Raw genomic sequence first — 14094 nt, 5'->3', positions numbered from 1 at the left:
TGCTGATTTTTAATCCATAGCAAAATCCACAACCACCGAAATTATGGTGATTGTGGATTTATTTTGTGCCCAGGGGGGGACTTGAACCCCCACGTCCTTGCGGACACTGGCACCTGAAGCCAGCGCGTCTGCCAATTCCGCCACCTGGGCAGGTGGAACGCATATGCGTTGCGACTTGATTAACATAGCATAATCTCGTGGATTTGCGTCAAATTGCCAGTTCAGCTTGAATAATTTTCTCCTTGTTGGTGTTGTTTTGTGGTGCGTGAATATAGGTCATGTTGGTCATTGTCCCTATACTGGGAGAATCACTAGTCAATATTTACTTAAGAGTTACGTATAAGGAGGCAAAGCACGAATGTCTTTCATGAGCAAGATCGCAAAGCTTGATAGCGCCATGCAACGTGGATTGGACAATAGCTTTGCCCGTGTTTTCGGTGGTCATGTTGTCCCCGCTGAGATTGAGGAACTTCTCAAACAAGAAGCTGAGGATAATCTTGTCCGCACTTATGAAGGCACCACCGAAGCCCCTAATGTTTTTTCGGTGCGGGTAAGCACCAAGGACTTTGAGAAGCTTTCCGCAGAACACCCCCACTTGGGCAGTGATTTCGCGGACCAACTGTCCCGGTTTATCCGAAATAAAAACTGGACGACCCCGGGGTTTGTTGTGGTGACGATCGAGTGTGATGAGTCATTGCGGACGGGGCAGTTACGGGCGGAAAGTTTGATTACTGACACTTGTACCCAAAAAAGTGGTTTTATAAGTATCGATACTGCACAATCGCAGCCGAGTGCCGATGATGAGCAGTCGAAAGATTATAATTCCATTGAATCCCCATCCCTTGAAGGTGAAAGCGAGCCTGATGTGAGCTACGACAATCCGATTACGGAACACATGACAGCACAGGCCCCACCGCCGAGCCAGCCGCGTGCGACTACTGCGGTGAGTTTGTTGCTCCAGGATGGTTCCTCCCGCACGTATTATGTTAACGAGGGATCCAATATTATTGGCCGTGGTAATGATGTGGATTTCCGGTTGCCAGATACGGGTGTATCCCGGCAACATGCGGAGATTATTTGGAACGGCCAAGACGCAATTTTGGTGGATTTGCAGTCAACGAACGGCACGACTGTTAATGACACCCCGATTGACAACTGGTTGCTTGCCGACGGTGATGTGATTACTGTCGGTCATTCCCATATTGAAGTACGCATCGTCAATTAAAGGAGTTTAAGCTGTAATGGATTCAGCAATTCTGCTTGGACTGCGCATTGGCTTGCTTGTTTTGTTATGGTTTTTCATTTTCATAGCCTTAAACGCGATGCGTAAGGATGTTTCCCTTTCCACCACAGCAGCGGCGAGTGCGGGCGGTTCCGCAGTACCGCCACCAGCGGCGATTGGTGGCGCACCGAAACAAATGACTATCGTTGATGGGCCTATGACTGGTTCCCGCATGGATTTGGGTGCGCTTACGGAAATCACGATTGGCCGGGCGCCGGATTGTGATTTTGTGGTGGCGGATGATTTCGCTTCCGGGCGGCATGCACGGCTGATGAAGCGTGGTTCTGAGTGGTTTGTTGAAGACTTAGACTCCCGCAATGGCACTTTTGTGCAGGGGCAACGCATTGATTCGCCGGAACGGGTATCCGGTGGCAGTGATATTAAAGTCGGCCGTACCATTGTGAGGTTGGTTGGCTAATGAAATTAAATTATTCCATTGGCTCTGACCGGGGTTTAGTGCGGAAAAATAATGAAGATTCCGCGTATGCGGGCGCTAATCTGCTGGCGCTTGCCGACGGCATGGGTGGACATGCAGCTGGTGAAGTTGCCTCCCAAATAATGATCAGCCACATCAAGGAACTTGATGCTGATCCGGGTGATAATGACATGTTGGCGTTGTTGGCTTCCGTTGCTGACGACGCCAATCACGCCATTGCCCGCCGTATTCGGGAGAAACCCGAGACTGACGGTATGGGTACTACCCTGACTTCATTGATGTTCAATGGCACAGAATTTGGGTTGTGTCATGTGGGAGATTCCCGTGGATACCGGCTACGAGATGGCCAACTGGAGCAAATCACCTCAGATGACACCTACGTTCAGTCGCTGGTTGATCGGGGTGAATTAGATCCGGAGGATGTTTCCACTCATCCACAACGGTCAATGATTTTAAAGGCTTATACCGGTCGTGCGGTGGAGCCAACGCTACATATGTTGGATGCCAAACCAGGCGATCGACTGATGTTGTGTTCGGATGGGTTATCCGATCCGGTGACGTTTAGCACTATTCAGACCATCCTCACAGAGGAGGCGACACCTGAGGATTGTGTCAACCGCCTCATCGAATTGGCGTTGCGTTCAGGCGGCCCAGATAATGTGACTGTTTTGGTAGCTGATGTCGTCGATGATGACTACGAATCGTCGAAGTTGCCTACCGTTCCGGTGACTGCTGGTGCCATTAATGGTGAAACCCAAGAAGATCCGCGCCCGGATACGGCAGCCGGGCGTGCAGCTATTGCCATTTCGGCAGCACGGGAATCGCAAGCAATAACGCCGAAGTTAAGCAATGATACGGATTCCACGCCGCCTGGTGGCGTCGAAAAGCCTAGGAAGAAGCGCAAAGGTTTAAAGCGTGGCCTTTTCTTTCTGATCGTGTTGATTGCGCTCGGTGGTGGTCTTTTTTTCGCTAATAATGTGATTAAGGAGCGTTATTTCATAACTACCACCCCGGATAGCCAAATTTTGGTGATTCATCAGGGCCTTAATTCTGACATTCTGGGTGGGTTATGGAATACCCCGTATCAAGAGGCGTGCCTAACCGCTAACGGAAATCTCACCATGATTTCCTATGGTGAGAAAGAAAACTGCAATCGCTTCAAGCTGGTTGATTTGAAAGAATCCGCTCGTGCATCCGTAGCAACGTTGCCGGGTGGTGACTATGGTGAAGTACTGCAACAGATGCAACGACTTGCCGACGAGGCATTGCCGGTGTGTGTGACCCGAGAAAGCGAAGCTCAGACACAAAAGGATAGCCAGCAACCGTCGCAAAGCAACGAACCCACCACGACGGCCACTGATGGCAACTTAAACACTCCTGGTGTAACGTGCCGGGAGGTGAAGTAAGTGAGTGTGTGGCAAACAATAACCGCTCGACGCACCGAATTCACCCTGCTGATTGCAGCAACGGTAATCATTGCGGTGACGTTGCTTAACCTCAATGTGGCATTGGGGCTGGCGGTAAACATGGAGCTGCTGAAGGTGATCGGTGGCTTCATCGGAGTGTTCACCATCGCCCATATTGCTCTTTGCTTCCTGGCGCCGAAGGCCGATCAAATCATGCTTCCGGTGGCCGCGCTGGTCAATGGGCTTGGTCTCGCCATGGTGTACCGGCTAGATAACGCTAAGGAAACGGCCATGGCTTCCCGACAGGTTATTTGGACGTTGCTGGGTATTATCCTGATGTTATTGGTACTGGGTTTCCTGCGTGACCACCGCAATCTCACCAGATATTCCTACATCATGGGTTTGGCTGGGTTAATTCTTCTAGCGTTGCCGTTGGTGTGGCCAACAGATCCAGCCATCGTCGCTGACGCCCGCATTTGGATTTCCATCGGCCCGCTAACCTTGCAGCCTGGCGAGTTTTCTAAGATTCTATTGCTGCTGTTTTTCGCTCAGCTACTCATCAATAAACGAGCCCTGTTTAACGTCGCAGGCTATCGGTTCCTAGGTCTGGAATTTCCCCGGCTGCGGGACCTAGGCCCCATCCTTGGTGTGTGGGCCGTCGCGATTTTAATCATGGCTGGCGAAAACGACTTCGGCCCGGCATTGCTACTGTTTAGTACCGTCCTTGGCATGTTATACCTAGCTACGGGTCGGGTTTCCTGGCTGTTAATCGGAGCGGTGCTGGTTGCATTAGGCGGCACGGCTGTTTATCAGATCTCAGATAAAATCCAATCCAGGTTCAGCAACTTCCTTGACCCAATTGGCAATTATGAGGTTACTGGCTACCAGCTCTCCCAAGCCCTGTTTGGAATGTCCACCGGTGGTGTTACCGGCTCCGGCCTAGGTCAGGGGTATCCATATCTTGTTCCAGTCGCTGAATCGGATTTCATTCTGGCAGCTGTAGGTGAAGAACTAGGTTTCATTGGCCTAGCCGCAGTCCTGATGTTGTTCTGTGTTTTCATCACCCGCGGTATGCACACCGCAATGTTGACTAAGGATTCCTACGGCAAACTGGTAGCTTCTGGGTTGTCACTCACTTTGGGTATCCAGATATTCGTGGTCACCGCTGGTATTACTGCTTTAATGCCTATGACTGGTTTGACCACTCCGTTTATGTCCCAAGGTGGTTCCTCACTGATGGCTAACTACATTCTATTGGGTATTATCCTGCGTATTTCGGATTCTTCTCGTGCTGGTTCTATTGCACAGGAGGCTCGATCATGAATAAATCGATCCGCAATTCCATGATTTTTATCCTGGTAATGGTGATCATATTGCTGGTGAATCTCACTATCATCCAGGGTTTTAAAGAGGACGAATACGCCAAGAACCCGCTGAACCGCCGAGCGATCATCGAAACCAAATCACAGCCGCGCGGCCAAATTTCGGCGGACGGAATTGTCCTGGCTGAATCCTTCGAGGGCGAGGATGGTTTCTATCACCGTCGCTACCCTAACGCTCCCGAGTCCTTCGGTGCTGTCGAAGGCTACCTATCGGATATTTATGGTGCCACCGGCATTGAGGCCAGCCATAACGACGTGCTATCAGGTACAGCCAACTCGGCTAAGTTGTGGTGGAAGCGGTTGATTTCGCAGGATAAAGTGGTAGGAAACGTAGAATTAACCCTCCTGCCTTCCGCCCAAGAGACTGCCTATTCGCAGCTGACCAACGCCAATTATGAGGGCGCGGTTGTGGCGATTAAACCCTCGACTGGCGAGATTCTGGCTATGGCGTCCAGCCCTTCCTATAACCCGGCGTTGATTGCTGATAACACTACCGCTGAATCCGCGTGGGCGGATTTGAACGCAAACCCAGGTAAACCTCTGCTTAATCACGCAACGCAGGAAACCTTACCGCCAGGCTCCACTTTCAAAGTGATCACCACTGCTGCCGCGTTGAACAACGGTTATTCACCTGATTCAACGGTCACCGGGGCGCCGCAAATCACGCTGCCAGGCACAACAGCCACGTTGGAAAACTACGGCGGACAAATTTGCGCCGGTTCCCAGCAGGTAAATCTGTTAACTGCGTTCCAATATTCCTGCAATACTGCATTCGTGGAAATGGCAATTGACACTGGGGCCGATGCACTGCGAGATGCCGCATCAGGTTTCGGTGTGACCGAGACTTATGATCTCGGGGTTCCAATGGCGCAAGGTCGGATTGGTGATATTCCAGATGATCCGGCACTGGGCCAGACCGCGATTGGGCAACGCGATGTTGCCATGAGTGTGTTGCAAAACGCGGTTGTTGCCGCCACCGTCGCCAATGGCGGTGTGCGGATGGAACCGCACCTGGTTTCCCGGGTAGTGGCTAACGATCTATCAGTGCTGGAAGAGACGCAACCACAGGAATTGGATAATTCCATTAGCCCCGAAATTGCGGGTACCTTGACGGAATTAATGCGGGCGTCTGAACGACACACTGCAGGTCACGCGGGCCAAAACATTGCTTCTAAAACCGGCACCGCCGAGCATGGTGAAGATTCTCGAAATTCCAACCCACATGCGTGGTACATTGCTTTCGCACCAGGTGAAGATATTGCCGTTGCAGTAGTAGTGAAAAATGGTGGTGACTTAGGCCAAGCCGCCACTGGTGGTTCCGTCGCGGCCCCCATCGGCCGCGCGGTTATCGCAGCGATTCAATCGGCGAATGCCCAAGGAGGACAGTGATGAGCGATCAACAGTTGTTACAGCAGCTTATTGGTCCCGACTACGTTCTAAATTGGGTGGTGGGCAACGGTGGTATGTCTACCGTTTGGCTTGCCGACGACGTGCGTAACGAGCGGGAAGTCGCCATCAAAGTGTTAAAACCGGAATTCTCCGACAACGAAGAGTTCCTCTCCAGGTTCCGCAACGAAGCCCTAGCCAGTGAAAATATCGTCTCGGAAAATATCGTGCAGACCTACGATTACCGGGAATCTGTTGACGATACTGGGCGCACGTTCTGTTTTATCGTCATGGAGTTCATCCGGGGCGAATCACTCGCTGACATGATTGAACGTAAAGGGACCATTCCGGAGGAATCCGCCTTGGATTTCTTAGAACAAGCCGCCCACGGCTTGGCCAGCATTCATGGCATGGGACTGGTACACCGTGACATTAAACCGGGCAATCTGCTCATTACCCAAAACGGGCGGGTAAAAATCACCGACTTTGGCATAGCTAAAGCGGCCGCATCAGTACCTCTTACTCGTACCGGCATGGTGGTCGGCACCGCCCAGTACGTCTCACCAGAACAAGCACAAGGCAAGGACGTCACCCCCGCTACAGATGTGTATTCCCTCGCCGTGGTTGGCTATGAAATGCTGGCTGGTCGGCGACCATTTACGGGTGATTCCTCTGTATCGGTTGCGATCGCACACATTAATCAGGCACCACCGCCGTTGCCTACATCCATCTCCGCCCCAACCCGAGAGTTGATTGGCATTGCGCTGCGCAAGGAACCTGAGCACCGCTATGCCAATGGCAGCGAATTGGAAAAAGCCATATCAGCAGCCAGATTGGGGAAGCGACCACCCCGACCACAAGGCACACCCGTCGTAGCCGCAGCTCCGGCTGCCTCCGCAACTGCCGTGACCTCCAGCATGCCGGTGACCACCTTGGGGCCGTCGCAAAGCGTGGCAAAACCACCTGTATCACAAGCAATCCCTGCAACCCGGCGCGAACCGGAGAAAAGTGGTTCAAGCTTCGCACTCGGTCTGGGTCTATCTGTGATCCTCCTAGCGTTGGTGGGGGCTGGTGTATATCTCTACAGCACCGGGTTCTTTGGTGCTGGGATGTCGGAATCATCCAGCCGGGAGACCCCGACGCAGGAAACGGTGACGGTGACTGAGGAGCCAACGGTAGAGAAAACTACCCGGACTCCAACACCAACACCGAAACCGCAGCCAGAGACCACACCGTCAGAACAACCACCGGAGTCAATGACTGCTACCCCAAGCGCAGAACCCCCTGTTGAAACGACTGAACAGTCACCAACGATGGTTTTGCCAGAACCACCGACTACAATTCCTTCTAATCCGCCACTGGTGACGTTGCCCGAGACGCAACCGGATGTCGGAACTTTCCCCTCGAACGAACTAACCAACCCAGGAGCAGGCCAGTGAGTGAGCTTATTGCCAATCGCTACCAACTCGGCTCGGTAGTTGGCACCGGCGGAATGTCGGAAGTATATGCCGCTAACGATACGTTGTTGGGGCGCGAGGTCGCAGTTAAAATGCTGCGCTCCGACCTAGCTCTCGACGCGACGTTCCGCGAACGATTCCGCAAAGAAGCACAAAACGCAGGCAGGTTGAACCACCCGGCGATCGTCGCTGTCTACGACACCGGAGAAACACTGAGGGACGGACTCAGCACTCCGTATATCGTCATGGAGTTGGTCAATGGCCGTAACCTGCGCGACATCGTGCGCGACAACGGCCCGCTCACCCCGGACGAAGCCGCGACAACGTTGATCCCCGTGTGTGAAGCGTTGCAGGCTAGCCACGATGCTGGCATCATCCACCGCGATATCAAACCTGCCAACGTCATGATTACCAACACTGGCGTGGTAAAGATCATGGACTTCGGCATCGCCCGGGCGCTTAACGACGCCACCTCGGCGATGACTCAAACGTCGGCTGTTATCGGCACCGCCCAGTACCTGTCCCCGGAGCAGGCCCGCGGCAAGCCTGTCGATGGTCGTTCCGATATTTACGCACTCGGCTGCGTAATGTACGACATCATCACCGGGCGGCCGCCTTTCGACGGTGACACCCCGTTCGCCGTGGCGTACCAGCACGTCCAAGAAGACGCCACCCCACCATCGGAGTTCATTCCGGATCTCACCCCTACCGCCGCACTGAATGTCGACGCGGTGGTGTTGACCGCAATGGCAAAACACCCCGGTGACCGGTACCAAACGGCGATGGAAATGGCAGCTGACCTGCAACGCCTAGAACGCAACGCGGTGACAATGGCTGCCCGCCAGTATGTTGAGCCAAGCATTCACGACCCCGCCCCCTCGGAGGCCGACACCACCGTTGTGCCAGCGATCAGCGCTCAAGAGCCCCCAGCAACGGCGCAGCATATGCCGACCACGCAGTTCCAGCCGACGGCAGCGTCCAGCAATAATCAGCCGGTACAGGCGGTGGCGCAAGATCCGGTGGAATACGACGAACCAGAACCGCAACCCAAGCGCACTGGATTCAAAGTACTAGTTGGTGTTGCGGCGGTTGCCGCCTTAAGCATCGTTGGCGCGTTCACATACGAATACTTCACCAATGATCTGCGCGGGTTACTAGGCATAAGCAAAGAATTGGTCACTGTTCCAGATCTAGCCAACGAACATCGTGACAATGCCGTGGCACAACTAGAGCAACTCGGTCTCAAAGTGGAAATCACTGAAGAAGCCAGCCCCACGGTAGAAAAAGACAACGTGATCCGCACCAACCCCACCAAAGGTTCATCAGTGCAATCCGGCACACTGATTACTTTGATGGTGTCCACAGGTAAAGAATTCATCGAGGTTCCAGACCTAAGCGGAAAAACCACTGCTGAAGCAGCTGTTGTTCTCAAACGCGCAGGACTGGTTCTGGATTCATTGGTCAAAGAAGAAGCTTCCGATACCGTTGAAGAAGGAAAAATCATTGGCCAGAACCCACCTCCCGGTTTGCAAGCTTCCAAGGGTTCCAAGGTGACCATCACAGTATCCACTGGCGAAGCCACCGAACGAATCCCGGTGGTCACCGGCATGCAGTGGTCCCAAGCGGAAGGTAACCTCACCTCACTAGGGTTCAACCCAAAGGTCGAATACATCGATAGTGTGCAACCCGAGGGCACCGTGGTGTCCGTCGCTGGCGAAGGCACCCAGGTACCAGCAAAGACCGAAGTCCAAGTGCAGGTATCCAATGGTTCCATGATCCAAATGCCAAATATCACCAACATGGTGATCGATGATGCGCTCACCGAACTGCATCGGGCTGGATGGAAAGGCACCCGCGCTCAAATCTCCGAAGGCGCCCCTATCGGCACTGGTTCGCTCATCAATGGCGGACGGATTGCCAATCAAACACCCGCGGCTGGTTCCCCAGTGCGTAAGGACGGTACCGTGTCAGTTCAGCTATGGGAGTTCGACATCTCCTCGCTTGGGCAATAACATTGACTCATATACTGCTTAAAAACAATTAAAAGGTGAACTCATGCCAAAGGCTAAAATCTCTCATAACTCACTACCCGTTTCCGCCGGCTCCTCTGCTAACCGCACCCCGGTGAAAATCAATTCCACCGGCACTCCACTGTGGTACAAGATCATCATGTTCGGGCTGATGCTAGCAGGCCTAGCATGGCTTATCGTTAACTACTTAGCTGGTTTGCACATCCCATTCATGATGGAACTTGGCCCTTGGAATTACGCCATCGGCTTCGGCCTATTCATCGTCGGCCTGCTCATGACCATGGGTTGGCGCTAACAAGCTGCCGTTTCCCACCCCGCGTAGTGCTTGCGCCGTAACCACTATGCGGGGTTGCTTTTTGCTTTTCGACGTTTCATTTCAATTCTTAGTGTTTTGTTTGAAACTACGACCTAGATTAGCCACGGTTTCTACTAGAAAGCCACGAACCTCGCAAAAAGTTCGTGGCTATTTCGCTTCGGGCATTAGAGCCTAAGCAGTGTGACTAAGAATGGTAGGTAGCGTTTAATAAACGCAACGATACCTGCAACAATCTGCTCAATTGTCGGAATTCCTGGCATTCGCTGGCAATCGGCGTAAATGCGGTCCGCTTCAGCCAAGTCGGCAAGCGTGGTTTCTTCACGCACCCTGGCCATTGCTTCAAGAGTCGTGCCGGTCAGCGATTCGCGTTCAGCAGTCACCCGTACCCGCTCACGTTGCAGGGTCATGCGCTTTCCTGGAATATCCTTATTCCAATAGTCATCCTCACCGACTAAATAGCGGAATTCTGGCGAACGATAAACCTGATCATGAACGGCAGGTAGGTACACCGAACGTAAGGATTCCTCAGCGAAGGACAACTTGGTCGGATCATGTGATTCCAGGGCAAGCGTCTTTTGTACCGCCGATGAGTCAATGCCCATGTGCCAGCGATACATGTGACCGTCGTTTAACCCAGTAGCCTTTTTAAAATCGTTGTAGACCCGGGTTGCATGGTTTCGATATGCACCGTAATCAGGGGTGCGTACCTCCCAAACCTTCACCCGACACTTTTCCACACCAGGTGTTGTTGCCCATTGAACGAAAGGTGCCGCAGCGTGCGCTGGGGTGGCAAGAGAAACGGCTAAACCAGCGGCAAGTAGTGTTGAGAAAATTGGACGTGAGATTTTCATCGTGTTTTCCTCCTCTCGGATCTCATCGTCATGGATTGGGGTTATTTGTGTTGCTGTGGCCGTACCATCACCTCCATCACAATCGCAGTCACCACCGCTATTACGGCAGTGATAATGGCAGTAAAACGAATAGACTCGGGGTGCAGACCAGTCCCATCTAGCGTGAGCGAATATCCCAACAGAAAAGCAACAAGGATCGCACCACCCGGAAGATATATGAAAAGCGGCTTGGCGTTAGAAGCTGAACGAATCAGCGAAAGGACAAACACGAGGATCACACCGACGATAGCAAAGCCTGATAACCAGAGCGCAGCTTCCCCTACCCCACCAGGATGCCGATCGAAGAAAATCAGTGCGCTAAGCACGCAGAATCCTACGAATCCAATCACCACAACAACCAGTGGATCTATCCAGCGGAGCTTTCGCATGATGTGTCACTCCCTTCAAACCTCATCCTAGTGAAAACAACTATTGAGAAAACTTCACCACAAATGGAATGAACTCGGGTTTAATTAACCCGCTTAGAGTGAAGACAGCTCTTTACCAACACCCACCGAACACCTGACCACGATTTAATCCACAACTATCCCAGAAAGTTATCCACAGGCTGTGGAAGAAACTGTGGAGGAATTGAATAATTCCACTTTTTCACAGGGTGTGAAAAACTATTTCCACTTTTCTACATTAGATCACTTGTTCACAACTGATTATATTCACATGTTCTGAACTGGCATTTTCTAAAAACAATTAGATCACCACCTAGCGAACAACATTCTTGTAATTTTCCACAATGTGGATAACTTCTGTGGATAACCACACCTGTGGACAAAACTCTACAGGCTGTTAACTAACCAAAATCCCCACAGCTATCACAAATGCGACCACAATCGACACCCACTGCACGATCTTCACATTGCTCAACACCACCGGGGTCATCAGCGCCCCGGCAACAAGACCACCAAGATGCCCCCATAAACTCACACCCGGTGAAATAAGACTAAACAACACGTTGATCCCAATAAACACAATCGGTGCCCGAAGATCAGCCCGGCGTCGAAAAGCAAGAGCCACCAACAACGCCATCAACCCATATAACGCGCCCGAAGCGCCCGCCGTTGGGGCGTAAAAATCCATGACATACACGGCGGCTGCGGCCCCAATACCCGCTGTTAAAAACACCGCACCATACAGCCACGACCCCACCACCGGCTCAATTTCGCGGCCAAGCAGCAGAAGAAAGAAACTATTAACGATGAAATGCCCAATACCAACATGGACAAACATAGACCCCACAACCCCTGCCACATTAAGGTCCGGCCCATATAGCACGAATTCCTGCCCCACTGACGAGTAATCCAGATTGTTTTCTACCGAACCCGACTGCACAGACGTAATCAACGCCAGCGCCGCCATGACAATAAAAAGCGCACTCGTCACAGGCGCCTGGCGATAGTAATTGCGAATAGTATGGGAGATTGAAGAGTTCATTGTTGTATTTTACGAAACGAAGCGATGCGCGAATAGCTACTGAAACAAACTCACCAATCAGGGGCTTTCCTATTCTGAACAATGAGCCGCAAAAAGTGCTTCCGGCCTCACTAGCTTTACGACGATCACACTCACAAGCCAAATCAGTGAGGCCACCTGAAACTTAGACCCACAAACATTAGGATTTGCTGCGTATCGTTTTTAGCAGAAACACCACTTGCACTATTCCCGGCTGCTACACCAAAAATGCTCCAGTGAAAGACCACTCCACATCTGAACACCTGTCTTCCTTTCTGGGTATAGAAAACCCCAGTTCCACCAAATAGAAGACTGGGGTTAAATAGTTGATCTCTTGGTCTATGAATCCTTCCAATTACGAAGACTTTCTAAATCGACCACCGGATCCATAACCGCAAACGCGTGAACATTATTGTAACTAAGCTCTTCAATTGGGTCGTCAAGATCAGGATCGTCAAACTCCGGTTCATTAACCCACAATGCTAAGAACGGCTTCTTAAGTTCAAGCGACAACCACGCATTAGAAGTAACAAGATCATCGAGTAGGACCTCGAGAAAAATCTCTAGCCCCGGATACCGACCCAACACTGCAGGTGGTCGCGCTTCATCCGCTACCCGTTGAATTAAATCATTAGCGGGCATTACTTCTCACCTCCTTCCTTAGAAATTCATTAATGTCACTGTATCAACTTCTAATAGCAAGATTTGCCTTGTCCACTATGAATACATCGTATTTATCCACAACATTCGAGAATCCTCCTTCTTCGAGCTTCCGATGCTTTTCACCAGCATTTTCCCAGCTAGAGCTTCAACAAGTCCATAAACATAGGTATCCGGATCCCGGCGCGGTCAATTCGTTGAGTATTCCACAGCGCCCTCGCGAACCACACAGCTGAAGCTACCTCCGCATGCGCGGAGAATACGCCCACCGGGGTTCAAGATGTGCGCCGGATACGGAACTACCTCCGCATGCGCGGAGAATACGGTGACGATACCAATACCGATGTCTTCAGCAGGGAACTACCTCCGCATGCGCGGAGAATACACCTAGAGTGCCAGACCATCGTAAGCAAGATCGGAACTACCTCCGCATGCGCGGAGAATACCGGATAGGCTGCAATTAAACTCAGCCAACCGTGGAACTACCTCCGCATGCGCGGAGAATACAGTACTAGCCGTATTGGGTCTCGCTCCACATCGGAACTACCTCCGCATGCGCGGAGAATACCTTTGTGGGTATTGAGGATTTTATTCCCCGTCGGAACTACCTCCGCATGCGCGGAGAATACAATCTACGCCTTTGCGCCACCTGTCGATGATGGGAACTACCTCCGCATGCGCGGAGAATACCGGCGAAGTCGGTTGACGATACCCGTCAATTGGGAACTACCTCCGCATGCGCGGAGAATACCTCACCAACCCGGCGCGGTATGACCGGTTGGGGGAACTACCTCCGCATGCGCGGAGAATACGATGGAGAAACGCCAATGATATTCGCCGCATCGGAACTACCTCCGCATGCGCGGAGAATACTCGAAAATAATGGACTCCATGCCGCCGATGTGGGAACTACCTCCGCATGCGCGGAGAATACATGCTTTGGCGGAGACTCAATCTGATCTTTTCGGAACTACCTCCGCATGCGCGGAGAATACACTACGTGAGCCTGATATATTAATAGCAAAGTCTCGCTTTTATGCGAAATTTGATTCCGGAGAATTAGATACCATTTCGCTTTCAACCTCTAGTATTTCTTCTTCCATCGGCATTCGGATTGCTAAAAGCAACCCGTCAATATCGACGATTGATCGTGACTGCTGGCCAAAACTTTTAACTACAAAGCCTTGCTCCATCTCATGCGAACTATAAATCAGGGTAAAAGAACCTTCCACTATGGTTTGTTCGATACGTTCCCACAGATTCTCAAGCACTACGGGAGTTACTATCCCCACATATAGCCCTACTGAAACTTCCGAAAAGAACCGTGTCAAATAGCCACGCACGTGATCGGGAATCGCTGTGCAACTAACAACTGCGAACAT

General features: G+C 51.8%; 13 protein-coding genes, 1 tRNA gene and 1 CRISPR repeat array. Of the genes, 8 read left to right on the top strand and 6 right to left on the bottom strand.

What is annotated here, in order from left to right; genetic code table 11:
* Positions 1-66: 66 nt before the first annotated feature.
* Positions 67-150: transfer RNA gene (locus tag CMUST_RS00260), tRNA-Leu, on the bottom strand.
* A 208-nt stretch (positions 151-358) separates the two neighbouring features.
* Here CMUST_RS00260 and CMUST_RS00255 point away from each other — a divergent pair.
* From CMUST_RS00255 to crgA, 8 genes are read left to right on the top strand one after another with little or no spacing between them, the layout of a single operon-like run.
* Positions 359-1225 carry a DUF3662 and FHA domain-containing protein gene (locus CMUST_RS00255; RefSeq protein ID WP_047260836.1) on the top strand — a complete coding sequence of 289 codons (867 nt, stop codon included), beginning with the start codon at positions 359-361 and terminating at the stop codon, positions 1223-1225.
* Between the two features lie 16 nt (positions 1226-1241).
* Entirely contained in the window at positions 1242-1700 is a 459-nt protein-coding gene (locus tag CMUST_RS00250) for an FHA domain-containing protein FhaB/FipA (protein WP_047260835.1), read from the top strand.
* On the top strand, positions 1700-3124 hold the full coding sequence (locus CMUST_RS00245) for a PP2C family protein-serine/threonine phosphatase (RefSeq protein ID WP_047260834.1): 1425 nt from the start codon (positions 1700-1702) through the stop codon (positions 3122-3124). Before CMUST_RS00250 ends, CMUST_RS00245 begins: the two co-directional genes overlap by 1 nt.
* Positions 3125-4447: an FtsW/RodA/SpoVE family cell cycle protein gene (locus tag CMUST_RS00240; protein ID WP_047260833.1), complete on the top strand. Its 1323-nt coding sequence runs from the start codon at positions 3125-3127 to the stop codon at positions 4445-4447.
* Positions 4444-5895, top strand: coding sequence for a penicillin-binding transpeptidase domain-containing protein (locus CMUST_RS00235; protein ID WP_047260832.1), 1452 nt, complete (start codon positions 4444-4446; stop codon positions 5893-5895). Before CMUST_RS00240 ends, CMUST_RS00235 begins: the two co-directional genes overlap by 4 nt.
* Entirely contained in the window at positions 5895-7331 is a 1437-nt protein-coding gene (locus CMUST_RS00230; protein WP_047260831.1) for a serine/threonine-protein kinase, read from the top strand. The genes CMUST_RS00235 and CMUST_RS00230 overlap by 1 nt, the downstream gene beginning before the upstream one ends.
* A complete protein-coding gene (gene pknB, locus CMUST_RS00225; RefSeq protein ID WP_047260830.1) occupies positions 7328-9361 on the top strand; it encodes a Stk1 family PASTA domain-containing Ser/Thr kinase in 2034 nt (677 codons plus the stop codon). Before CMUST_RS00230 ends, pknB begins: the two co-directional genes overlap by 4 nt.
* Positions 9362-9404: 43 nt before the next feature.
* On the top strand, positions 9405-9674 hold the full coding sequence (gene crgA, locus CMUST_RS00220) for a cell division protein CrgA (protein ID WP_047260829.1): 270 nt from the start codon (positions 9405-9407) through the stop codon (positions 9672-9674).
* Between the two features lie 185 nt (positions 9675-9859).
* On the opposite strand, the gene CMUST_RS00215 is transcribed toward crgA, so the two are convergent.
* The 5 genes from CMUST_RS00215 to cas2e form a co-directional block, all read right to left on the bottom strand.
* Positions 9860-10546, bottom strand: a complete 687-nt coding sequence (locus CMUST_RS00215) for a hypothetical protein (protein ID WP_047260828.1) — start codon at positions 10544-10546, stop codon at positions 9860-9862.
* 41 nt (positions 10547-10587) lie between these two features.
* The gene (locus tag CMUST_RS00210; protein WP_047260827.1) at positions 10588-10974 is read right to left on the bottom strand and encodes a hypothetical protein; all 387 of its coding nucleotides are present in this window, start codon (positions 10972-10974) and stop codon (positions 10588-10590) included.
* Between the two features lie 415 nt (positions 10975-11389).
* Complete coding sequence (locus tag CMUST_RS00205) at positions 11390-12034, bottom strand: rhomboid family intramembrane serine protease (protein ID WP_047260826.1); 645 nt, start codon at positions 12032-12034, stop codon at positions 11390-11392.
* 357 nt (positions 12035-12391) lie between these two features.
* Positions 12392-12694: a hypothetical protein gene (locus CMUST_RS00200; RefSeq protein ID WP_047260825.1), complete on the bottom strand. Its 303-nt coding sequence runs from the start codon at positions 12692-12694 to the stop codon at positions 12392-12394.
* A gap of 252 nt (positions 12695-12946) precedes the next feature.
* Positions 12947-13707: direct repeats of the CRISPR family, unit length 29 nt; unit sequence GGAACTACCTCCGCATGCGCGGAGAATAC.
* Between the two features lie 39 nt (positions 13708-13746).
* Positions 13747-14094 carry a type I-E CRISPR-associated endoribonuclease Cas2e gene (cas2e, locus tag CMUST_RS00195; protein ID WP_047260824.1) on the bottom strand — a complete coding sequence of 116 codons (348 nt, stop codon included), beginning with the start codon at positions 14092-14094 and terminating at the stop codon, positions 13747-13749.

Origin of the sequence: Corynebacterium mustelae (genome assembly GCF_001020985.1) — a bacterium.
Lineage (GTDB): Bacteria > Actinomycetota > Actinomycetes > Mycobacteriales > Mycobacteriaceae > Corynebacterium > Corynebacterium mustelae.
The sequence above is the reverse complement of the archived record's forward strand: the minus strand, read 5'-3'. Positions and strand labels throughout refer to the sequence as shown.